Raw genomic sequence first — 21,012 nt, 5'->3', positions numbered from 1 at the left:
GCCGGGGGCGAGCGCTGCTGCTCCGTCCGGGTCAGGACGCACCAACAGGCCGAGGCCGGAATCTCGAAAGATTCCGGCCTCGGCCTTCAGTAGCGGGGACAGGATTTGAACCTGCGACCTCTGGGTTATGAGCCCAGCGAGCTACCGAGCTGCTCCACCCCGCGTCGATGAATGCAACACTACGCCATCAGGGACGATGAAAGCCAATCGGTTCCCGCGACCGCCCCGCCGCTCGTACGGCCGCCCGCCGTGTAGACCTGTCGGGTCAGGAGTCCGGGCCTCCCGTGTCCGGCCCGTCGGGTGCGCCGTTAGGGAGGCATGACCTCAACTCGACGAGCCCTCACCGCCGTCCTGCTCGCTGTCGGCGCCACCGCGATCGCGGCCCCGGCCGTGCAGGCCGACACCAACACGGCCGGCAACACCATCTCCCCCACCGCGACGCTCGACGCGGTCTCCACCATGGCCGTCCCGGCCGCGCACCGCGACGAGGTGCCGCGCACCGCCGAGCAGCTCCAGGGCCTCAACCAGCTGAACAAGCTCAACGAGCTGCACCAGGTGACGGACCTGGTGGCGCCGGTCACCAACCTGCTCGGCGCGTAGGCGCACCCGCAGCGCCCGGACCGCACGATGCGGCCGGGCCGCGGCGGACACACCTGAGGGGCAGCTGCGCTCGGCAGCTGCCCCTCAGGGTTTGTGTCAGCCGTTCTGCGTGCCGTTGGCCGAGAGGACCGGGATGTCGCTGAGGAGGTGCGACAGCGGCTCGTCCTCCTTGGCCTGCGTCGAGTTCTCCGCGCACTGCTGGTTCTGCGGCGCGGACAGGACCGGGATGTCCTGGACGCCGACGTTGACCAGACCCACGATGTTCTGGACGTTCGCCTTGGCCGGCAGGCCGACGCAGAGCTTGTTCAGCGAACCCTGGACCAGGGTGAGCTGCGGGCTCTGGTCGCCGTTGACGGAGGAGTTGCCGAACGCCTCCTGCGCGCCGTTGCCGCTGGCGGAGGTGGTGCCGCTGTCGTCGCCGACGGCCAGAGCCTGGGGGGCAGCCACCGCCGACAGGCCGGCCATGGAAGCGACGATCGTTGCGGTTGCCCACAGCTTCTTCATGCGAATTCCCTTCATGAGCGAACTCCGTTGACGGAGCTACGGTTAGTCAACTGGTCCGGGGGGTGACAGTTGCGGACCCTGACCCATTCGGCGTAATACCTGCGGATTACGCGGATGCGGTTAAAAACAAAGTTGGGCCGCCGATGAGGCGGCCCAACATCTACGACATGCGGATCAGTGGTTGCCCTCGCCGTTCGCGGAGAGAACCGGGATGTCGTTCAGGATGTGCGACAGCGGCTCGTCGCCCTTGGCCTGCGTCGAGTTCTCGACACACTGCTGGTTCTGCGGCGCCGACAGGATCGGGATGTCCTGGAGGCCGACGTTGACCAGACCCACGATGTTCTGGATGTTGGCCTTGGCCGGCAGGCCGATGCAGGGCTTGTTCAGCGAGCCCTGGATGAGCGCCATCTGCGGGCTCATGTTGCCGTACGTGGCCGAATTGCCGAACGCCTGCTGAGCGTTGTTCCCGCTGAACGAGGTCGTTCCACCGTCATTGCCCTCCGCCAGGGCCTGCGGGGCCACCGCCGCAGAGATGCCGACGAGAGACGCGGTGACGGCGGCGGCGGCCACAGCCTTCTTCATCATGAGAGATTCCCCTTCGATTGGTTCAGCGAGCATCCGAGACAACTCCGCGCGGGACGGTTTGGTTGTCCAGATTCACTCGGATGGGGAGCAGGGGGCCGTGCGGATAATCAGACTCTCGGCGCAACGGGTGAACCTGCGGAACCATCGCGAACCCGGGGAGTTATTCCTTTCGCAGTAACCGGTGCCTGTCAGAAAAGGAACAGAAATAATGCTCAAGAAGGCTATGACTGCGGCTGCAGTCGCCGTCTCCGTCGTCGGTATCTCCGCCGCGGCCGCGCCGTCGGCGCTGGCCATCGGTGACGACAGCGGCACCACCTCCGCCAGCGGCAACGGCGCCCAGCAGGCATTCGGTAACTCCTCGACCGACGGCGACATGAGCCCGCAGCTCAGCCTGGTCCAGGGTTCGCTGAACAAGCCCTGTGTCGGTCTGCCGGTCAAGGCGAACATCCAGAACATCGTGGGTCTGGTCAACGTCGGCGTCCAGGACATCCCGATCCTGTCCGCGCCGCAGAACCAGCAGTGTGTCGAGAACTCGACGCAGGCCAAGGGCGACGAGCCGCTGTCGCACATCCTGGACGACATCCCGGTCCTCTCGGCCAACGGTACGCAGAACGGCTGATCAGCCTCCGCGCACCCGGCCCGGGCCGTCCGCATCGTTCTGCTGCGGGCGGCCCGGGCTTTTTATCGGGCGTCCGCCCGTTTCATCGCCCGGTCGGCACAGTTTCCTCGGGCGGTGTCGGCTCGTTTGCCATGCGGAGCGTCCGGCGGGACCAGCGTCCTCCGTTCCGTACGGACCCCTTGAACAACTTCCTCGGTAAAAGGAGAAAACATGTCTGTCAAGAAGAGCGTCACGGTCGTCGCCGGCGCTGTCATGGCCCTCGGTATGGCTGCTCCGGCGTTCGCCGACTCCGGCGCCCAGGGTGCGGCCGTCGGTTCGCCGGGCGTGATCTCCGGCAACAACGTGCAGGCCCCGATCCACATCCCGGTCAACGTCTGCGGCAACACCGTCGACGTCATCGGCCTGCTGAACCCCGCCTTCGGCAACACCTGCGCCAACGACTGACGCAGCGAGCGCAGTTGTCTTCCGGCCGACCCTGGTGCCCTCGGGCCCCGGGGTCGGCTTCGACTTGTAGCGGGAAAGGAAACGCATGAGGCAGGCACTGAGGATCGGCGTAGTGGCGGCCGCGGCGGCGACGGGCTTTCTGTCCGTGCCCGGCGCGGGCGCCGCCGTCATGTCGGGCGCCCAGGAGCAGACGGGCGGCTCGCCCGGGGTGCTGTCGGGCAATTCGGTCGAGGCGCCGGTGTCGGTCCCCGTCAACGTCTGCGGCAACTCCGTCGACGCCGTGGGTGCCCTGAACCCCGCCACCGGCGACCACTGCGCCGCGAAGGACGCCTCCGCCGTCACGTCCCCGGACGGCGGGCACGCGCGGGCGGCGAGCGGGTACGGCGACCCCGATAGCACCACCGCCACCAGCGCCCACGACGGCGACGACGGCAACGGCGACGAGCCCGGCGGGTACGGCGACGACGCCCCCGCGCACCCCACCGAACCGCGCACGCCGCACTCCGCGAGCAGCACGTCGGGTTCGAGCGGCGTGCTGTCGGGCAACTCGGTGCAGGCCCCGGTGGACCTCGGCCTGAACCTGTGCGGCAACACCGTCGACGTGATCGGCGTGGGCAACCCCGTCTTCGGCAACTCCTGCGCGAGCGAGGGCGGATCGACGGCCGGTCCGACGCACCCGCACGGCGAACGGCCCCCGGCCCGGCCCGACGAGCCCGGCACGCCGCCCTCCGACCGGGCCCTGCCCGTCCCGGGCAGCGACAGCCAGGTCGAGGCGGCCGGGCTCCCGCGCTCCGTGCCCGCCGGAGAGGCCGCGGTCGACACCGAGGCGCCGGTGGCGCACGAGCAGCTGGCCTCGACCGGCGTCGACGAGCGGATCCTCGCGGCGGCGGCCACCGGGGCGGGGCTGCTGCTCGGCGGCGGCATCCTCTACCGCAGGTCGGCCACGGCGCGCCGCTGAGTGCCGATCTCCCGGTCCGGGACGGCAAAAGGCCGGGCCGGGAAGAGCTACCAACGCTCTTCCCGGCCCACAGAGGACGGCGCGCACGACGGTTGTCCACCAACGGCACGAAGCCGACGGCTGGGCGGCGGACAACACGGCCGACGCGGACAACACGGCCGGCGTGGCCGGTGCGGCCATTCTCATGACAGCCGTCAGTGCACCACCGAAACGCCGGTCACGACAGGCCCCTTCACCCGTTTGCCCGCCATCTCACCCCAACGGGTCCCCCGGCCGCCAGGCCCCGCGGGGCCTCAGGTGTCGGACGGGACCGCGACGGGGACCCGGGTCTGCCGGCGGCCCACCGGGACGACGGGGCCACCGCGCCGCGGCAGCCGGGCCAGATACCGCTCGACCCCGTCGATCAGGGCGGGCGCGGTGTAGGTCGCGCCGTGGACGAAGCGCATCGCCGGGCCGTAGTCGGGCGTCGTGACCAGGCCGGCGAGGAAGAGGCCGGGGCAGGCCGACTCGAAGCCGCGGCCCACCCGCGGGGTGTCCTCGGGCCGCTCGGCCAGCAGGTGCCGCAACCCGGGGGCCAGCACGGTCATCCGCTCCCGCGTCGCCTGGAACCCGGTGGCGGCGATGACGTGGTCGGTCTCGAACTCCTCGGCGCCCGCGGCGGGACCCGCCGTACGGACGTGCAGGCGGCCCGCCGCCGGGCGCGCGGCCTCGATGGCCCGGCCCAGCCGGATGTCGATGGCGCCGCTGTGCACCCGGTCCCGGATCCACCAGGCGCCCGCGGGGCCGAGCGCGGTCGTGGCGATCGCGGCCCGGGTCCGCTCCGGCAGCCGCCGGAAGGCGCCCGGCCGCTCGGCGTAGAACCAGTTGCGCCAGCCGCTGCCCAGGCCGCTGTGCGGGGCGCGCAGGCTCTGGTGCCAGGGGCGGACCCAGGGCGGCGGGACGGTGTTCCAGTCGAGCCGCGAGGCGCGGGCGACGATCCTGACCCGCGTCCGCTGCTCGGCGAGCAGGGCCGCGATCTCCAGTGCCGCCTGTCCCGCGCCGACGACGGTGACGTCCGCGCCGCGGAACCGGCCGAGGTCGCTGTGCCGGCTGCTGTGCGACACATGAGCGTCCGCCAGCCCGCGCAGGGCTTCCGGGATGTGCTGGTACGGCAGCACCCCGTTGGCCAGGGCCACCGCCCGGCCCTGTACGGACTCGCCGTCCTCGGTCCGGACGGCGAAACCTCCGGGGACCGCGTCGATGTGCTCGATCATCCGCTCGTCGACCGGCGAGAGTGCCTCGCGCGCGAACCACAGGCCGTAGGAGGCGAAGGTCTCCACGGGGATCGGCCGGCCGTGGACGGCGGCGACGCCGATCCGGGCGCAGTACTGGTCGAGGCGGAACCGGTCCCCCGGCGCGGAGAGGTTGGAGGCCCAGGGCTCCGACTTGAGGAACATGCCCTCGGGCATGTGGTCGCGCCAGGACTGCATCGGGCGTCCGAAGACCCGCGTGTCGAGTCCGCGCGCTTGGGCGTGGGCGGCGATGGAGAGGCCGTAAGGGCCGGCGCCCACCACCAACAGGTCGTGCATCAGCAGCTCGCCTTTCGTTCAGCCGTCGTGGTCCGCACGGCGGCCGCGGGTACGGCCGGGCGGTCCGGGGAGGTGCCGGGTGCGCCGGCCGCGGCCGGCCGGGCCCGGCGCAGCAGCCGGTGTGCCGCGTGCCGGGACCACGCGGCGGCCATGGCCCGCGCGGGCGCGGGGTCGTCCTGGGCGTGCCAGGCGAACTCGGGGGGCGGGGTGCCCCGGCGGGCCGCGAGGGCCCGGATCGCGGAGAACGGCGCGTAGTTCTCCACGACGAAGGCGCGCCCGTGCAGGGCGCGGGCCGCGGGCACCGGCCGGTGCGTCAGGTCGAGGTACTGGGCGCGTACGACGTCCAGGCCGCCGCCGTCGGCGAAGAGCCGGAACTGCGCGCCGGGGCGCGGGTTGAAGTCCAGCAGGCAGGGGGTGCCGGTCGTGGCGTCCACCCGGAAGTCGATGTCGAAGATGCCGCGGTAGCCCAGGGCGTCGACGACGCGTCCGACCATGGCGTGCAGGTCGGGGGCGGGGTCCCAGCGGCCGACCGCGGTCAGGCCCGCGCCGCGCGGCCAGGCGTGCTGCTTGGTGCCGGCGCCGCCGCCGTGCAGCGTGCCGTGCCGGTCGGCGTAGCCGTGCACGAACCAGTCGCTGCCGGGGCCCGCGGCGACGTACTTCTGGAGCAGCAGTTCGCTGCCGGTGGCGTGGCCGCGCCGGTAGAGGTCGCTCGCTTCTTCGGGGGAGTTGATCAGTGTGGTGCTGCGCAGGCCGGAGCCCGGGGGCAGCAGCCAGGGCCGGCTCCACTTCGCCACGGCCGGCAGGCCCAGTTCGCGGGCGGCGGTGGCGGCGTGGTGCTCGTCGCGCGGCTGGACGGTGTCCGGGTGGCCGATGCCGAGGGACCGGCAGAGTTCGGGCAGCCGGGCCTTGTCGGCGACGTGCTCGGCGAGGTGCGCGGGCTGTTCGGGCAGCAGGAACGGGCCGGCGAGACTCTCGCGCAGCCGGCCCACCGCGATGGCGCCGGCGTCGTCCATCGGGATCAGCACCGCGGGCCGGGCCACCTGGGCGGCCACCCGGCGCAGCACGGCGGCGACCTCGTCGAGGGACGCGCCCGGGCGCGGGGCGCGGTGGGTGCGGGTGACGAACCGCGAACGGGCCACCGGGCCGCCGTCGCCGCCTTCTTCGCCCGCGGCCACGTGGACCTCCGCACCGCAGCGCCCCAGGGAGCGGGCCGCCCCCAGCGTCCCGTGGTGAAAGGGGTTGGGGTCGATCCGTAGCAGCACGACCGGGACACAGGGGTCGGGCATGTGCCGTCCTTTCGGGGAACTAATCCGTGAGGGTGACGCGGGGCGGCCATCGGCTGTCCCACGAATGGCGCCGGGAGCGTTCATATGACTGTCTGTCAGGAGGGAGCGATCACAGGACGAGGAGACGTAATGGTGACAAAACGCCTACGGCCGTGGCGCAGACGCCGTGCGCTGATCGTGACGGGAGCCCTGATCGCGGCGGCGCTGGTCGCGGGAGGACCGGTCTCCGTCGACCGGGCGGACGCGACCCCGCGCGGCGTGCGGATCGCGTCCGGCGAACCCTCCCCCGAGCCGGCGTCCGCCGCGCCGGCGCAGCAGACACCCGCCGTGCCGCCACAGCCGACACCGGCCGTGACACCACAGCAGACGCCTGCCGTGACACCGCAGCCGACACCTGCCGTGCCGTCGCAGCTCACGCCGTCCGTGACACCGCCCGCCCTCGGCCCAGGTGTGGCTCCGGCGCCCGGGAGCGACGAGTTCCCGGCGTTCGGCGCCTACCTGGACTACGGGCCGCGCGGTGTGACACGGATGACGCAGTTGTCGCAGTGGCTCGGCGGAGCCGATCTGCGCGTGGGGCACACCTATCTTCCCGGTGACAGGTGGAGCAACATCGAGGGCTCCCCGACGTTCCTCGACAGTTGGGCCAAGTGGCGCCGCGAACGCGATGACCGGCTCTTCGTACTGAATGTGCCGATGCTCGAACGCAACGAGGAGGGCGTCTCGGACGGAGACGTCCAGGCGCTGCTCCAGCGCGGCGCCGCGGGCGAGTTCGACCAGCACTTCCGCACCCTCGCCGAACACCTGGTCACGCTCGGCGTGCCGGACACCGTCCTCGTGCTCGGCTGGGAGATGAACGGCGTCACCTACACGCATCGCTGCGGCCCCGACCCCCGGGCGTGGCGCAAGTACTGGACGCGGATCGTCACGACGATGCGGAGCGTGCCCGGGCAGAAGTTCCGCTTCGACTTCACGCCCAGCCGCGGCCGCGACGCCGTGCCGTGGACCCGGTGCTACCCCGGTGACGACGTCGTGGACATCATCGGCATGGACGCCTACGACCAGCCGCGGGGCCTCTCCTTCGACAAGCAGGTCTCCGAGCCCTACGGCCTGGAGCGGCACGTCGGCTTCGCCAAGAAGCACAACAAGCCGGTCTCCTACCCGGAGTGGGGGCTGTTCCGCAACGGCGACAACCCCGAGTACATGCGGCGCATGCTCGCCTGGATGGACGAGCACAAGGCGCTCTACAACACCCTCACGGACTACTGCCCGCACGGGGTGTGGCAGTGCGACAAGAACCCGGAGGCGTCGAAGGTCTACCGGGCGGCGCTGACCGGCCGCGACAAGCCGGTCCTGCCCACTGTGCCCATCACGCCGGTCACTCCGGTCACTCCGGTCACTCCGGTCACTCCGGCCACGCCCGTCACGCCCGTCACGCCGGCCACGCCCACCGGCCCGGCCGCGCCCACCGCGCCGACCGCGCCCACCGCGGCCGCGTCGTGCACCCCCGTCCGGCTGGGCGACTGGGTCGAGCGGTGGATCGGCGGCAGGGTCTGTCTGCGCTTCGGCGGGTGGGGGCAGTACCTCTGACCCGGCTCTGCCGGAGGGTGCGGTGGCGGTCCCGGCGCTAGGCAGGGCCGCCACTTCGCTCCTTCCAGGCCTGCCGGGCCCGCTTGGCCAGGGCCCGGCCCCGGACGTCGGCGAGGAGCGCGCCCAGCAGCGGGGCGGTGCCGCGGCGCGCCAGCAGGAACCGCTGGTTGACCAGTTGCTCGGGGCGCCAGTGCAGCTTGTAGGGCTCGGTGCCGCGCAGCAGGCTCAGCACGCCGTCGCGCGGCCCGCTCTGCAGGTGCTGGGCGCACGAACGCAGCAGCATGGTGGCCACGTCGATCTTCCGCTCCCGCAGCTGCGGATGGGCCCCGTAGAGGTAGCCGCCCGCCAGCCGCGGCGAGAGGAAGGTCAGGTCGGCGGCGACCACCGAGCCCTCCAGGGTGAACTCCGTGACGACGGCGTCGCCGGTCTGCGCCATCGCGGTGACCGAACGGGTCAGGTGCTCGGCGAACCGCGGCCTGACATGTTCCGTCGTCACCTTCCGCTCCTGCCACTGCAGTTGGTGCAGCTCCAGCAGGCGGCGGACCGAGGGGCCGACCTCGGCGGTGGGGACGACCCGCCGCTCGATCCCCATCGCGTCCAGCTTGCGCAGCTTGGCGCGGGCCCGCTGCGCCCGGGGCCGCGGCAGCCGCTGCACCAGGTCGTCCATCGGCAGCGCGGGCAGCTCCAGGCACGGGGAGTCGTCGAGGCGCCGGCTCGGTCCAGGCCAGCGGGCGTGCAGCGCCTCCACCGTGCTGCCCGGCCGCACCTCCCGGAAGTCGATCACGGCGCGCCCGGCCAGCCGCCACAGACCGGCGCCGAGGGCGTCCAGGACGGCGCCGCCCGAACCGTCCTCGACCAGGACGTCACTGAAGTCGGAGATCGCCGTGCCGAGCGGCGTCAGCGTGGGGAAGGGGCTCAGCCGCAGCATGAGCGGGGCCGCGGCCACCAGCCGGCCCTCGTGGCGCACCAGCACGACCCGCAGCCGTCCGGGACGCCCGTAGGAAAGCCACCAGGAGTGCAGCCAGGCGTGGCTCTGGAACGGGGTCGCCGTCGCACACGAGCGGTGCAGGCGGTTCCACTCCTCGCGCAGCGCCCCGAACGCGGCGGCGTCCGTGCAGAGCGTGACCGCGGGGCCGGGCCCGCTCCCCCGCATCAGGCGCCGCCCCGCTGCTCGCCCGCGGCCGGGGCGGGCACGGTCGGCGTCGCGGCCCCGGGCTCCCGGCGCGGACGCAGCAGCAGGGCGAGGCCGCCGAGCAGACCGCCCGCGCACGCGCCGACCAGGGTGGTCAGCGCGGCCGAGGGCGAGGAGGGCGCGGTCGGCTTCACCGCGCGCGTGAACCGCAGGAGTTCGACGCGGGTCTCCTTCTTGGCGTGCTGGGCGTTGGTGGTCAGCGCGCGCGCCACCGCGTCGGCCATCGCCGCCGCCGTGGCGGGCCGGTCCGAGGACGCGGAGATCGCGACCATCGGCGCGTCCGGGGAGGTCTCGGCGCGGACGTCCGAACGCAGCGTGTCCACCGGCACGCCCGCCGCGACCTGCGCGTCGCTCAACACCGCGACCTGCGTGGCCACCTTGCTGTAGGCCTGGGCGAAGCCCGTCGCGGACATCGGGTCGGAGCCCTTCGCGGGGACGGCGATCACGTAACTGGTCGCCGTGTACTGCGGGGTGCTGACCCCGCCGTACACGCCGCCGGCGAGCGCGCCGAGCAGGATCCCGGCCGGCAGGGGCCACCACAGCGGCACCCGGCGCCTGGGGGTGCCGGTGCGGGTGGCCGGCGGGCGGGAGGTGGCCCTCTCCTGGGCGGCTTCGGTCATCGCGTACTCACTCCTGGGGTCGGGGCGCCCATGGCCGACGCGTACACCCGGAGGTGTGCCTCGGCGCTGCGGGCGATGCTGTAGTGGTGGGCGGCCGGTGACGGCGGCCTGTCGTCCGCCCGCCGGTCCCGGACCGCCCGGATCTCCCGGGCGAACGAGGCGGGCGCGCACGGGACACGGACCGCGCGGGCGGCGAGCCCCGCGGGCAGGTCGTCGACGGCCGGGCAGGTCACGTAGAGCACGGGCAGGCCGCCGGCGAGCGCCTCCACGACGGCGAGCCCGAACGCCTCGTCGAGCGAGGGCGAGGCGAGCACGTCCATCGCCGACAGCAGCGCGGGCAGGTCCACGGCGTCCGGGCCCGCGGCGGTGTGCGGGCGCTCCCCGGCGAGGACGACGCGGTCCAGGACCTGGGCGCGCCGCGCCGCCTCCCGCAGCGCGTCCTCCTGCGGTCCGGTGCCGACGAGCAGCAGGCGTACGTCGTCCGGGAGGTCGCGCAGGGCGGCGATCAGGACGTCGAACCGCTTGCCCGGCACGAGGCGGCCCACCCCGCCGACGACGAAGGCGTCCGCGGGCAGCCCGAGCGCGGCCCGCGCACGGGTCCGGGCGCGGGCGTCGAAGGCGAAGCGGTCGACGTCGACGCCGTTCGGGACGACGTGGACGCGGTGCGGGGCCACGCCCCAGCCGTGCAGCCGCTCGGCCACCGCCGGGGAGACCGCGATGGTCGCCCGGCCGAGCCGCTCGCCCGCGAGGTAGAGCGCGCGGACCCCGCGGGTGAGGGGGCGCCCCTCGATCTGTGCGTCGCCCAGGGAGTGTTCCGTCGCGACCACGGCCCGCACCCCGGCCAGCCGCGCCGCCGTGCGCCCGTACAGGCAGGCGCGGTACAGGTGCGTGTGGACCACGTCGTAGCGGCCGCCGCGCACGAGCCGCACCAGGCGGGGCAGGGCGCGGCCGTCCCGGTTGCCCGCCATACCGAGGTGGGCGACGCGGACGCCGTCGCTGACCAGGCCCTCGGCGACCTGGCCCGGGTTGGTCAGGGTCACGACGTCGTGGCCGCCCGGCAGGTGCCGCAGGAGCAGCCGCAACTGCTGCTCCGCGCCGCCCGCGCCCAGGCCGGTGATGACGTGCAGGACCTTCACCGCGTGCCCTCCCCGAGCTGCCAGTCCCGGCGGCGCACCCGGTGGACCCGGCGCTTGAGTTCGAGCCGCCAGGGGGTGTCGCGCTGGCCGACGTAGACCCGCGGCATGGCGTGGACGCTGGTGAGCGGGCCCGGCGAGATGGCGCAGCCGTACCGGTAGCCGGCGGCGCGCACGGCCTCCACCGTCGGCGCGTCGATGGCCCCGTACGGATAGCAGAAGCCGTGCACCTCGTGGCCGGTGAGCTCTTCGAGGCGGACCTTGCTGTGCCGGATCTCGGCGCGGCGCTGTTCGTCGTCCACGCGGGTGAGGTCGACGTGCATGAGTCCGTGCGAGCCGATCTCGATGCCGGCCGCGGCGGCGGTCCTGATGCCCTGCGCGGTCAGCAGCGGCTTGCGCGGGCCCTCGGCGTCCCAGCCGTTCTCGCCGCCGATCCGGCCGGGCAGCACGAAGACGGTGGCCGAGCAGTCGTAGTGGCGCAGCAGCGGCAGCGCGTTCTCGACGAAGTCGCCGTAGCCGTCGTCGAAGGTGAGGGCGACCAGACCGCGGCCGGCGCCGCAGCTGCGGGCGTCGAGGAGTTCGGCGACGCTGACGCCGCGCAGGCCGCGCGAGCGCAGCCAGTGCAGCTGCTGGCGCAGCCGGTCGGGGGTGACCGTGACGTTGTAGGGATCGTCGGGGCAGTCGTCCACCGAGTGGTACATGGCCACCCACGGGGAGCGGCCGGGCAGTCGGTCTCTGGACCGGGTCAGGGGTGGTTCCTGGAGCGCTGTTTCAGCTGACATTGCGAAGCTTTCTGGTCGCGATGCGGACGGCCGGCAGGAACGCCTGCACGTTGAGGGCCCACAGGAGGAGGCCGAAGACGGCCGCGACGGCGAGGGAGGCGAGGGTGAGCGCCGCCAGCGGGTGCGCGGGCACGCCCGCGCACAGCAGGCCCGCGCCCGCGGCGGCCACCGCCGCGAGCAGCGTCTTGGCCAGTTCGAGCAGTACCGCCGGCAGCCGTACGGGGACGCTGCGCCGGTCCATGGCGGTCAGCAGCAGGACGGCGGTGAAGGTGATGCCCAGGGCGTTGGCGGCGGCGATGCCCCCGACGCCCCAGACGGGGACGGCCCAGGTGCCCGCGCCGGCGGTGAGCAGCATGCCGGCGGCCATCGCGCCGACCGGGTACCAGGTGGGCCGCCCGGCGGAGAAGTAGGAGCGGACGAGGGCGCCGACGAGGCAGTGGCCGAGGAGGCCCAGGGAGTAGACGCGCATGATGGAGGCGGTCGCGGCGGTGTCCGCGCCGGTGAAGGCACCGCGCTGGAAGAGCAGCTCGATGATGTCGGGAGCGCAGGCGAAGACCACCGCCGCGCCGAACAGGACGATGCAGGCGGCCAGGGCGATGTCGCGCTCCACCCGCTCCCGCGCCCGCTCCGTGTCGCCGCGGGCCAGCGCCTTGGCGACGACGGGGAAGGTGACGGTGCACAGCATCAGGGACAGCACCATCGGCAACTGCGCGACCTTCTGCGCGTAGTTGAGGTGCGAGATCGCGCCGGACGGCAGGGACGAGGCGAGGAACCGCTCGATGAAGACCTGCGACTGCCGGCAGAGCGCGAAGAGCAGGACGGTCGCGATCAGCGCCAGGTCCATGGACTGCCGCTTCGCCGCCTTCGCGGCCCCGGTCCGGCGGGCGGGCCGCGGGCCCGCGCCGCGCAGCCGCCGGTGCAGGACCGGCGCCTGCACGAGCACCATCAGGCAGCCGCCCACGGCCACGCCCGCGGCGGCGGCCCGCACCCCCCACCGGTCGGCCAGCAGGAGCAGCGTGGCGATGATGCCGGTGTTGTAGGCGACGTAGATGGCGGCCGGGGCGAGGTAGCTGCTGTGGGCGCGCAGGGCCGCGCTGCAGTACCCGGTGAGCCCGAAGGTCAGCAGGCAGGTCGCCGTCAGCCGCGTGCAGTCGACGGCGAGGCGGGGGTCGGGCAGGCCCGGGGCGAGCACCTCGACGAGCTGGGGCGCGCCGATCATCAGGAGCACGGCGGAGGCCAGGAACGCCAGGGTCAGCCGGGGCAGCGAGGACGCCACCAGGGCGCGCACCGGGTCCTGGACCGCCGTCGGCGCGGCCGCGCGGGCGGCGATCGCGGCGCTGAAGGCGGGGACGAGCATGAAGGCGAGGCCGTCCTCGATCAGCAGCGTCGTGGCCACCTCGGGCACGGTCCACGCGACGAGGAAGGCGTCCGTCTCGCTCCCCGCTCCGAACAGGTGCGCGAGCGCCTGGTCCCGGCCGAGGCCGAGCAGCGACCCGGCGGCGGAGAGCACCGCGGTCAGCAGCGCGGCACGGGCGAGGAAGGTCCCGGAACTGCCGTGCTGCTCCGGGCTCTTGTCGCGGACGGGCGGTCCGGCGGTCTGCTGGGCCGGCATGGCGGCGGAGCGCCCGGTCTCTTCGCCGCCGTCGACAGGAAGGGTGGGTTTCATCGTCCGGCCGCCGCTCCGCCGGCGCGGACCGCGGCGGGCGCCAGCGCCCACCAGGCGGCCAGCCCGAACACGACGGCGGTGAGCACCGTGGAGGGACCGCCGATGTCGGCGTAGGCGAAGTCGATCAGCTGCCAGGTCAGCAGCCCACACGCGAGGAGCGCGCAGTCCAGGCCGCGGGCGCTCCGGTGGGCCGCGGCGAGCCGCCGCACCCCGCACACCAGGAGCGCCGCCCAGCTGCCCACGACGGCGCACAGGCCGAGCAGCCCCTGCTCACTGAGGACCAGCAGGTACATGTTGTGCGGCGACAGCAGGGGCTGCCGGCGGAAGGCGGCGCCCGCGCCCGCGACATCGCTGCCGGCGGAGAGCGCGATGGAGGCGTGGCTGTCGCGGTAGGCGGGGAAGTTCTTGAGCCCGACCCCGGTCGCCGGGTGCTCCTGCCACATGCCCACGGCCGCCGCCCACATCGTGTACCGGTCGGTCACCGACTGGTCGGGGGTCGCCGTGACCTGCGTGATGCTGCTCAGCCGTTCCTGGAGCATCGACGTCCCGACCCCGAACCCGCCGACGAGGACGACCGCCACGGCGGCCCCCACGGCGAACAGCCGTGCGGCGCGCCGCAGCCCGGCGAGCACGATCTGCAGCAGGCACGCGACGGCCGTGGCGATCCAGGCGCCCCGGCTGAAGGAGAGCGCCAGGGGCACGAGCAGCCCCAGCGCACAGGCGAGCGCGGTGAGCCGGACGCGCGGTGTCCCGCCGCCCAGCGCGAGCGCCACGGCGCAGATGAGCCCGTACGCGACGACGGTGGACATGCCCATCACGTCGGTGGCGCCGAACGTGCCGACGGCCCGGATGTCCTCCCCCGCGTACGAGGCACCCGTGCCGGTCAGGTACTGGTAGACACCGATCGCGCCCTGCCACAGGCCGAGTCCGACCAAAGCCCAGCCGACGAGCCGGAAGTCGCCGCGGTCGCGCAGCAGCAGCAGGACGGCGGCCGGGACGAGCACGAAGATCTGGTAGTACCGCGCCATGCCCAGCAGGGTGTGCGAGGAGGAGTCCGCGCCGAGGGCGGCCACCGCGACGGCGAGCACGGGCAGCCCGAGCACGACGTAGGCGGTGCGGGTCAGCGGGCGCTGCCGGGCGCGCACGGCCCGGACCGCGCAGAAGACCACCAGGAGGCCGGAGACCGCGTCGGCCGGTGTCAGCCCCCCGCTGTCGCCCTCGGCCCCCGGCCCGAGCGGCAGCGCCAGCATGCTGACCACCAGCACGACGGGGAGCACGGGGCCCGCGCGGCGCACGGCCCGCTGCCAGGCCGCAGCGGGACTGGCGCCCACCTGGGTGAACGCGGGGACGGCTGTCACTTCGTCAACTTCCCGTAGGGCGGAAGAACTCGGTCGCCGTGCGGGCCAGGATGCTGAGGTCCCGCCAGAGCGACCAGCTGTCGATGTAGGCGTTGTCGTACCGGCAGCGGTCCTCGATGGAGGTGTCGCCGCGCAGTCCGTTGATCTGGGCGAGGCCGGTGATGCCGGTCGGCACCCGGTGCCGCTCGCTGTAGCCGGGGTAGGTCTCGCTGAACTTCATGACGAAGTACGGGCGCTCCGGGCGGGGTCCGACCAGGCTCATGTCGCCGCGGAAGACGTTCCACAGCTGGAGCAGCTCGTCCAGCGAGGTCCGGCGCAGGAACCGGCAGAACCACGGCATGTGGTGCTCGTTGGCCACGCTCCAGCGCGTCGCGGCCTCCAGCGGGTCCGCGGGCCGGTGCGTGCGGAACTTCAGCAGGGTGAAGGGGCGGCCGTCCTTGCCGACGCGCTCCTGGCGGAAGACCACCCCGGGCCCCTCGCTGAGGCGCAGCCACAGCGCGCAGACCAGCAGGACCGGGCTGACCAGCGCCAGTAGGGCGGCGGAGACCGCCAGGTCCAGGGCGCGCTTGCCGGGGTGCAGCCGGGTGGCCGCCCCGCTCAGCGGGCGGCAGCGGAACCCGGCCAGGTGGCCGTCGGCCCCGCCGCGCTCGGGCACGTACGCGCAGACGTCCGGGTCCAGCTCCCAGAACTCGCACCGCAGTTCCGCGAGGCCGCGCAGCCAGGGGCGGTAGGCGGGGGAGCCCGCGCTGCCCAGGAGGATCGCGCGCCGCACCCCGTTCTGGATCACGGCACGGCGCACGTCGTCCGCGGTGGTCAGCACCGGCACCGTGGGCTCCTCGCCCGCCGCGGGCGGCTCGGCCGGCTCCCCGCTGACGATGCCGACCAGCCGGATGCCGCTCGGCCGGTGGCGTTGCAGGGCCGCGGCGACCCGGGTCGCGGCGGGTTCGGGTCCCACCAGGAGGGTCGCGCAGGGGCGGCGCAGCAGCGCGGCCCGGTGCCGCCGCAGGACGAGCGCGCGGCCCGCGACGGCGAGCACCACGTGCAGCGCGCATCCGGCGAGCACCGCGCGCAGCGGCAGCGGCCGCAGCAGCGGCAGGCTCGCCGACGCAGCGGTCAGGACGCACCACGCGGTCAGGACGCGTCCGGCGAGGGCGGGGCAGTCGTCGAGGACGTGCCGTCCCTCGGCCGGCCGGTACAGGCCCGCACCGCGGTGCAGGACGAGGACCAGCAGGACGAAGCCGGCCACCAGGAGGGACCTCGGCTGCACGGGCGTCAGCGCGACCGTGCCGAGCAGGGCCGCCGTGGTGTCCGCCGCGAGCAGGAGCGTAGGGGTGGAGTGGCCCCGGGCGGGGCCACCGATCGGGTCGAGCTTGGCGCCGACGGTGGTCCGCTGGGGGACGACGAGGGCGGGGGCAACGGTCTGTTCCGAGGTCACGTCGTGATCGGCTCTCTGTGTGCGGTGGTCTCCTGACCCAGGAGTTCGCCGTAGACCTCCGCGACCGCCGCGGCGGTGCGCCGTACGTCGTGGTGGGCGTGGACGTGGCGGTGGGCGGCGCGGCCGTGGGCGCGGAGCTCTGCGGGCTCACGCAGCAGACGGACGAGTGCGCGGGCCAGCGCCCCGGGGTCCTCCGGGGGGACGAGGCACGCGTCGGCGAGCGGGGCCGGCAGGCTCTCGCGGGCTCCGGCCACGTCCGTGAGGAGCACCGGGCTCCCGCAGGCCATGGCCTCCAGCGGCGCCAGCGCTATGCCTTCCCAGCGGGAGGGCATGACGACCAGGTCCGCCGCGCGGTACCAGGGGACCGGGTCGTCGACGGCCCCGGCGAACCGGACCGAGCCGGGCGCTGCGGCCCGCAGCTCCTGCGCCTGCGGCCCGTCGCCGACCAGCACCAGGCGGGCCCGGGGCAGGTGCCGGAGCACCTCGGGCCAGGCCTCGACCAGGAGGTCCTGGCCCTTCTGGCGGCAGAGCCGGCCCACGCAGACGACCAGCGGCCCGTCGCCGTCCGGGCCGTCGCCGCCGGGAGCGCCGTCGGCCGGGACACCGTCCGGGCCGGCCCGGCCCGCCGGGCAGAAGCGCTCCAGGTCGACCCCGTTCGGGACGAGCCGCCACTCGGCGTCGATGCCCAGGCCGCGGCCGGTGCGCTGCTCGGCGCGGCTGACGCAGACCAGCCGGGCGGCCCAGCGTGCGCCGAGCCGCTCCCAGTGCAGGGCGAGCCGCGCGGGCAGGCCGCGGACGGCCTCGAAGGACCAGGCGTGCGGCTGGAAGACGGTGGGGACGCGGCCCCGGACGACGAGCCGGGTGATCAGGCCCGCCTTGGCGCTGTGCGCGTGGATGAGGTCGGGCCGCGCCCGGGCCACCACGCCGGAGAGGTGTCTTCCCTCCCGCAGCAGCCCCTTCCCCGGGGAGCGGGAGGCCTCCCACGTCAGGACTTCGCAGCCCGAGGAGGACAGGAGCCGGGGGAGGCTGCCGGAGGCGGGGCAGGCCACCGAGACGCTCATCCCGGCGGCGAGCTGCCGCCGGACGAGGTCGGCCACCACGCGCGCGACTCCGCCGTCGACCGGTTGCGTCACATGCAGCACACGTGGCGGCACGGGTGCAGACGTCACAGGCATCGCCTTTTCCTTGGCTGAGGAACGGAGTTCGGCTAGGAACGGACGTCGACGGCGCCGAAGAGCACGCCGGCCCAGGCCCGGTCGGCGGACGAGGCCAGGCGCAGGTCCAGGGCCCGGGCGCCCGGCCGGACGGCCCGGCCCAGCGGGAACACGTCGGAGTCGTAGCCGAGGGTGTTGGCATGGGCGGGCAGCCGCTGTGCGGGGCGGTCGCCGGGTTCGCTGATGGTCGAATTGAGGATGTCCCGCGCCGGGTTGGCCCGGTCGGAGAGCGCCACGGACCCCCGGTGGCCGGTGGCGAGCGTCAGCGCGTCGCCGGTGCTGCCGCGGTCACCGTCGTAGGCGACGAGCCCTACGACGCCACCGGTGCCCGCCGCCGGCGCGGTGCGCTGGTGGAAGGCCTGGCCGGGGCGGCCCCCGCCGAGCGCGTCGAAACCGTCCTGCACGAACACCTGGCGCAGCGGCTCGGACTCCTTCTCGTACGCGACCACGAGCGTCCAGCCGCCCCAGGCCCCGGCGGCGGTGCGCCCCATCGCGACGTTCACCTGGGCCACGGTCCACAGCCCGGACCCGCCGGAGGCCACCAGCGCGGTGACGTCCGCGGAGGCCTGGAAGGCGTCGGCGCCGTGCGCCGTGCGGTGCCCGACCGGGGTGTCGGCCAGCACTTCCTTGTACGCGCCGCCGGGTTCGGCCACGAGCACCCGGCCGTTGTCGCGGGGCGGCTTCTGCTCACCGACCCGCAGGTTCCCGCCCCAGTACAGGCGCGCGTACGTGACCCGCGCGCCCTCGGGGAGACGGACCTCGGCCCGGGTCGAGTTGTAGGTGTTGGGGTCGCTGTCGACGTCCGTGTAGAACATGTCGAAGTCGCCGTTGACCGCGGCCGCGCCCGCCCGCGCGGCGGAGCAGCCGACCTTCTTGGCGGAGTCGGCGCCCCGGCAGGTGATCGCCGCGTTGGCCGCCCGCACGATCCCGCCGTGCTGCACGGCGGCGTACCGCGTGGCGAACGGGATGCGGGTCTTCTCGGGGCCCGGCGCCGTCGCGGTCGCCCGGCCGGGCAGGGCCAGCACCGTCAGGGACAACAGGCACACCGTCGTACGGCGCAGCAAACAGCCTTGGACTTTTCGCACGGCCGACTTCCCTTTCAGGAATGAGCAGGTTCATCGCAGCAACGAGCGACAAATAAGAAAGTCACACCTAATCCGTTGACCTCCGGGTGCATACCGACCCGAACGAGGGACAGCCAACAGTAGTCACGGGGCAGCGAGTTTCACTTGATACACGATGTGTGTTGGAACTGTGAAATTACCGGATGCTTCATGACGCCACTCCGTGACGCACTTCAATGCCCTAACGGCTATTCACCCGTTCGGAGCCGCAACCCCGGGGACCACCACCGCGTTGCACCACGAGCCGGGCGCCTGCCCCGGCCGAACGGAACGACCCCCAAGGAGCATGTTCATGTCGCGTACCGCCAAGGCAGTCGTCTTCTCCGCTGTGGCCGCCGCCGCCCTGGCCGGCAGCGCCGGCATCGCCACCGCCGACAGCGGCGCGCAGGGTGCCGCCACCAACTCGCCCGGCGTCATCTCGGGCAACGTCGTGCAGGTCCCCGTGCACGTGCCGGTCAACGTCTGCGGCAACACCGTCGACGTCATCGGCCTGCTGAACCCGGCCTTCGGCAACACCTGCGCCAACGACTGACGACCAGTCGGCTCTCGGCAGCCGCTCCCCTTCCCGGGGGGCGGCTGCTCTGCGTTGGCCCGTATGAGCGCGGTTCGGTTGCAGGTCGTTGTGGGTCGTTCCACGGTGATCACAAGGTCAACTCACGCTCGAAAGGCGAACTCATGCCCGCACTGCCCGTACGACGCCTCGCGACCTCCGCTCTCTGCGCCTCCCTCCTGATCGGTGCCGCGACGCCCGCGTTCGCCGCGAACTCCGCCGACGTGCAGGACAGTCGTACGTTCGTGTCCCTCGACCCCGCGCCGGGAACGGCCCCGGCCGCCCCCGCCGACCAGGCGAGCCCGCTGGCGGGCGTCACCAGCCTGCTCACCCCGATCACCGGCCTGCTCAACGGCCTCCTCCAGCCGCAGGGCACCAAGATGGCCCCGCAGGAGGTGCAGAAGCACACCGACGCCATCGACAGCGCCCTCGCCAAGGCGGAGAAGGAGCACGCCGCGCGCGAGCCGGAAGCCGCGCGGGACACGGCTCCTGACGCCATGACAGCCGACCGCGCCGAGCCGTCCGACGCCGCCACCGAGCTGCGGTCCGCCATCGACGCCCTGCTCAAGGGGGCCGCGGCGGGCGACATGTCGGCCGCCACCAAGCAGCTGTCGCAGGCCGTGACCGCGCTGGTCAAGGAGCTGGCCACGCCGGTGCAGCAGGCACCGGCCGCGCCCGGCGCCTGAGTTCACCCGGGCGACGGCGGCGACATCCGTCCGGTTGGCATCCGGGTGGGATCCGGGTGGGATCCGCGGATCGGAGGCCACCGGAGTTTCTGACGGCGGGGCCGCTCGTTGTAGCGGTCAGAGACCGATCGTCGTCGAAGGAAGGACCCACCATGAAGGCCCTGAAGGCCGCCGCTGTCGTCGCCGGCTCCCTGGTGATCGCCGGGGCCACCGCCCCCGCCTTTGCCTCGGACATGCCCCCCATGAGCCTGAACGGCGGCCTGAACGACGCGCTGACGACGATCACCAACCAGCCGACCCTTGCGTCGCCGGTCGACACCAACCTGCTCGACCCGAAGCACGAGAAGGGTCTGGTCGGCACGGTCTCCGGGGTGACCAAGGGGCTGGACGCCCACGGCGCCGACGGTGCCGTGGGCGGTCCGGCCAAGCTGCTCGGCGGTCTCCCGCTCGGCCGGTAAAAGGCCCGGAATTACGTTCGAAGGCCGTTCGGGAGATTCGTTTCCCGGACGGCCTCCGGCTTTTTCTCCCCGTAATTCCATCGATCGAGTGAATTCCGAACCGGGCCCGGCCGGGGCCTCGCTAGGCTTGCTCGGTGACTTCTACGTCGAGCATCGAACCCGCATTCCGCCCGGCCGATCTGGGGACTCTGGCCGTCATCGCCTGGAGCGGAGAGAGCGCCGAGGGCGACGGCGACACGCCTTTCCTCCTCGCCTACTCCATGGGCGATTCCCCGGCCGGCCCCGAGGCCACGGAGACGGCGATCAGGACCCTCCTCGGCAACAACGGGCTCACCGTGGGCGGCACCGTCGACAGCGGTGTGCGCCAGCCGAGCTTCCCCGTCACGCTGCTCGTCGAGGCGGGCCAGGCCGTCATCTCCATGGCGCCGCTGAACGCGCAGTGCCCGGCCCCGCCGGAGTGGCTCGCGGCCGCGGAGGAGAAGGGCAGCGCCTACTTCATCTTCACCACCCGGCCCTGGCCCGCCGCGGCCCCCGGCAAGGCCGTCACCGAGGAGGAGCTGAAGGCCTTCGTCGGCGACGAGGCGACCCTGACGGCCGCCGCGCACTGCCTGCTGCCGGTCCGCCGCATCCGCGGCTAGGAGCC

At 73.6% G+C, this 21,012-nt stretch carries 22 protein-coding genes and 1 tRNA gene; 9 read left to right on the top strand and 14 right to left on the bottom strand.

Annotation, left to right across the window (positions count from 1 at the left end; all coding sequences use genetic code 11):
- Positions 1-90: 90 nt before the first annotated feature.
- Positions 91-164: transfer RNA gene (locus ACIBW6_RS32275), tRNA-Met, on the bottom strand.
- A 154-nt stretch (positions 165-318) separates the two neighbouring features.
- Here ACIBW6_RS32275 and ACIBW6_RS32270 point away from each other — a divergent pair.
- Positions 319-600 carry a hypothetical protein gene (locus ACIBW6_RS32270; protein ID WP_399065950.1) on the top strand — a complete coding sequence of 94 codons (282 nt, stop codon included), beginning with the start codon at positions 319-321 and terminating at the stop codon, positions 598-600.
- 96 nt (positions 601-696) lie between these two features.
- Here the strand turns inward: ACIBW6_RS32270 and ACIBW6_RS32265 are convergent, their stop codons facing one another.
- Complete coding sequence (locus tag ACIBW6_RS32265; protein WP_399065991.1) at positions 697-1,104, bottom strand: rodlin; 408 nt, start codon at positions 1,102-1,104, stop codon at positions 697-699.
- A 174-nt stretch (positions 1,105-1,278) separates the two neighbouring features.
- Positions 1,279-1,689: a rodlin gene (locus ACIBW6_RS32260; protein ID WP_399065948.1), complete on the bottom strand. Its 411-nt coding sequence runs from the start codon at positions 1,687-1,689 to the stop codon at positions 1,279-1,281.
- Between the two features lie 208 nt (positions 1,690-1,897).
- On the opposite strand from ACIBW6_RS32260, the gene ACIBW6_RS32255 reads away from it, so the two are divergent.
- The 3 genes from ACIBW6_RS32255 to ACIBW6_RS32245 all read left to right on the top strand — a co-directional run bounded on the left by ACIBW6_RS32255 (position 1,898) and on the right by ACIBW6_RS32245 (position 3,710).
- A complete protein-coding gene (locus tag ACIBW6_RS32255) occupies positions 1,898-2,308 on the top strand; it encodes a rodlin (protein WP_399065946.1) in 411 nt (136 codons plus the stop codon).
- Between the two features lie 210 nt (positions 2,309-2,518).
- On the top strand, positions 2,519-2,752 hold the full coding sequence (locus tag ACIBW6_RS32250; protein ID WP_399065943.1) for a chaplin: 234 nt from the start codon (positions 2,519-2,521) through the stop codon (positions 2,750-2,752).
- Between the two features lie 85 nt (positions 2,753-2,837).
- Positions 2,838-3,710, top strand: a complete 873-nt coding sequence (locus ACIBW6_RS32245) for a chaplin (protein ID WP_399065941.1) — start codon at positions 2,838-2,840, stop codon at positions 3,708-3,710.
- A 293-nt stretch (positions 3,711-4,003) separates the two neighbouring features.
- Here the strand turns inward: ACIBW6_RS32245 and ACIBW6_RS32240 are convergent, their stop codons facing one another.
- The gene (locus tag ACIBW6_RS32240; RefSeq protein WP_399065939.1) at positions 4,004-5,278 is read right to left on the bottom strand and encodes an NAD(P)-binding domain-containing protein; all 1,275 of its coding nucleotides are present in this window, start codon (positions 5,276-5,278) and stop codon (positions 4,004-4,006) included.
- Positions 5,278-6,564, bottom strand: coding sequence for an ATP-grasp domain-containing protein (locus ACIBW6_RS32235; RefSeq protein ID WP_399065937.1), 1,287 nt, complete (start codon positions 6,562-6,564; stop codon positions 5,278-5,280). Before ACIBW6_RS32235 ends, ACIBW6_RS32240 begins: the two co-directional genes overlap by 1 nt.
- 129 nt (positions 6,565-6,693) lie before the next feature.
- Between ACIBW6_RS32235 and ACIBW6_RS32230 the strand changes: the two genes are divergently transcribed.
- Entirely contained in the window at positions 6,694-8,151 is a 1,458-nt protein-coding gene (locus ACIBW6_RS32230) for a glycosyl hydrolase (RefSeq protein WP_399065935.1), read from the top strand.
- 37 nt (positions 8,152-8,188) lie between these two features.
- Here the strand turns inward: ACIBW6_RS32230 and ACIBW6_RS32225 are convergent, their stop codons facing one another.
- The 9 genes from ACIBW6_RS32225 to ACIBW6_RS32185 all read right to left on the bottom strand — a co-directional run bounded on the left by ACIBW6_RS32225 (position 8,189) and on the right by ACIBW6_RS32185 (position 18,636).
- Complete coding sequence (locus tag ACIBW6_RS32225; RefSeq protein WP_399065933.1) at positions 8,189-9,304, bottom strand: GNAT family N-acetyltransferase; 1,116 nt, start codon at positions 9,302-9,304, stop codon at positions 8,189-8,191.
- Positions 9,304-9,963, bottom strand: a complete 660-nt coding sequence (locus ACIBW6_RS32220; protein ID WP_399065930.1) for a lipopolysaccharide biosynthesis protein — start codon at positions 9,961-9,963, stop codon at positions 9,304-9,306. The genes ACIBW6_RS32225 and ACIBW6_RS32220 overlap by 1 nt, the downstream gene beginning before the upstream one ends.
- Positions 9,960-11,099: a glycosyltransferase gene (locus ACIBW6_RS32215; RefSeq protein WP_399065928.1), complete on the bottom strand. Its 1,140-nt coding sequence runs from the start codon at positions 11,097-11,099 to the stop codon at positions 9,960-9,962. The genes ACIBW6_RS32220 and ACIBW6_RS32215 overlap by 4 nt, the downstream gene beginning before the upstream one ends.
- Positions 11,096-11,797, bottom strand: coding sequence for a polysaccharide deacetylase family protein (locus tag ACIBW6_RS32210; protein WP_399065989.1), 702 nt, complete (start codon positions 11,795-11,797; stop codon positions 11,096-11,098). Before ACIBW6_RS32210 ends, ACIBW6_RS32215 begins: the two co-directional genes overlap by 4 nt.
- Before the next feature lie 70 nt (positions 11,798-11,867).
- A complete protein-coding gene (gene murJ, locus ACIBW6_RS32205; RefSeq protein ID WP_399065925.1) occupies positions 11,868-13,544 on the bottom strand; it encodes a murein biosynthesis integral membrane protein MurJ in 1,677 nt (558 codons plus the stop codon).
- Positions 13,541-14,902, bottom strand: coding sequence for an O-antigen ligase family protein (locus ACIBW6_RS32200; protein ID WP_399065923.1), 1,362 nt, complete (start codon positions 14,900-14,902; stop codon positions 13,541-13,543). The genes murJ and ACIBW6_RS32200 overlap by 4 nt, the downstream gene beginning before the upstream one ends.
- A 4-nt stretch (positions 14,903-14,906) precedes the next feature.
- Positions 14,907-16,337 carry an exopolysaccharide biosynthesis polyprenyl glycosylphosphotransferase gene (locus ACIBW6_RS32195; protein ID WP_399065921.1) on the bottom strand — a complete coding sequence of 477 codons (1,431 nt, stop codon included), beginning with the start codon at positions 16,335-16,337 and terminating at the stop codon, positions 14,907-14,909.
- Positions 16,334-17,512, bottom strand: coding sequence for a glycosyltransferase (locus tag ACIBW6_RS32190; RefSeq protein ID WP_399065919.1), 1,179 nt, complete (start codon positions 17,510-17,512; stop codon positions 16,334-16,336). Before ACIBW6_RS32190 ends, ACIBW6_RS32195 begins: the two co-directional genes overlap by 4 nt.
- A gap of 32 nt (positions 17,513-17,544) precedes the next feature.
- On the bottom strand, positions 17,545-18,636 hold the full coding sequence (locus tag ACIBW6_RS32185) for a DUF3344 domain-containing protein (protein WP_399065917.1): 1,092 nt from the start codon (positions 18,634-18,636) through the stop codon (positions 17,545-17,547).
- 331 nt (positions 18,637-18,967) lie between these two features.
- Between ACIBW6_RS32185 and ACIBW6_RS32180 the strand changes: the two genes are divergently transcribed.
- The 4 genes from ACIBW6_RS32180 to ACIBW6_RS32165 all read left to right on the top strand — a co-directional run bounded on the left by ACIBW6_RS32180 (position 18,968) and on the right by ACIBW6_RS32165 (position 21,007).
- Positions 18,968-19,207, top strand: a complete 240-nt coding sequence (locus ACIBW6_RS32180; RefSeq protein ID WP_399065915.1) for a chaplin — start codon at positions 18,968-18,970, stop codon at positions 19,205-19,207.
- A 143-nt stretch (positions 19,208-19,350) separates the two neighbouring features.
- The gene (locus tag ACIBW6_RS32175) at positions 19,351-19,911 is read left to right on the top strand and encodes a hypothetical protein (protein WP_399065913.1); all 561 of its coding nucleotides are present in this window, start codon (positions 19,351-19,353) and stop codon (positions 19,909-19,911) included.
- Between the two features lie 152 nt (positions 19,912-20,063).
- The gene (locus ACIBW6_RS32170) at positions 20,064-20,369 is read left to right on the top strand and encodes a hypothetical protein (protein ID WP_399065911.1); all 306 of its coding nucleotides are present in this window, start codon (positions 20,064-20,066) and stop codon (positions 20,367-20,369) included.
- A 134-nt stretch (positions 20,370-20,503) separates the two neighbouring features.
- A complete protein-coding gene (locus tag ACIBW6_RS32165; protein WP_399065909.1) occupies positions 20,504-21,007 on the top strand; it encodes a DUF5949 family protein in 504 nt (167 codons plus the stop codon).
- Positions 21,008-21,012: the final 5 nt, after the last annotated feature.

The organism is Streptomyces sp. NPDC049813, from assembly GCF_044465085.1.
Classification (GTDB): Bacteria; Actinomycetota; Actinomycetes; order Streptomycetales; family Streptomycetaceae; genus Streptomyces.
This window is presented reverse-complemented; position numbering and strand designations above follow the sequence as displayed.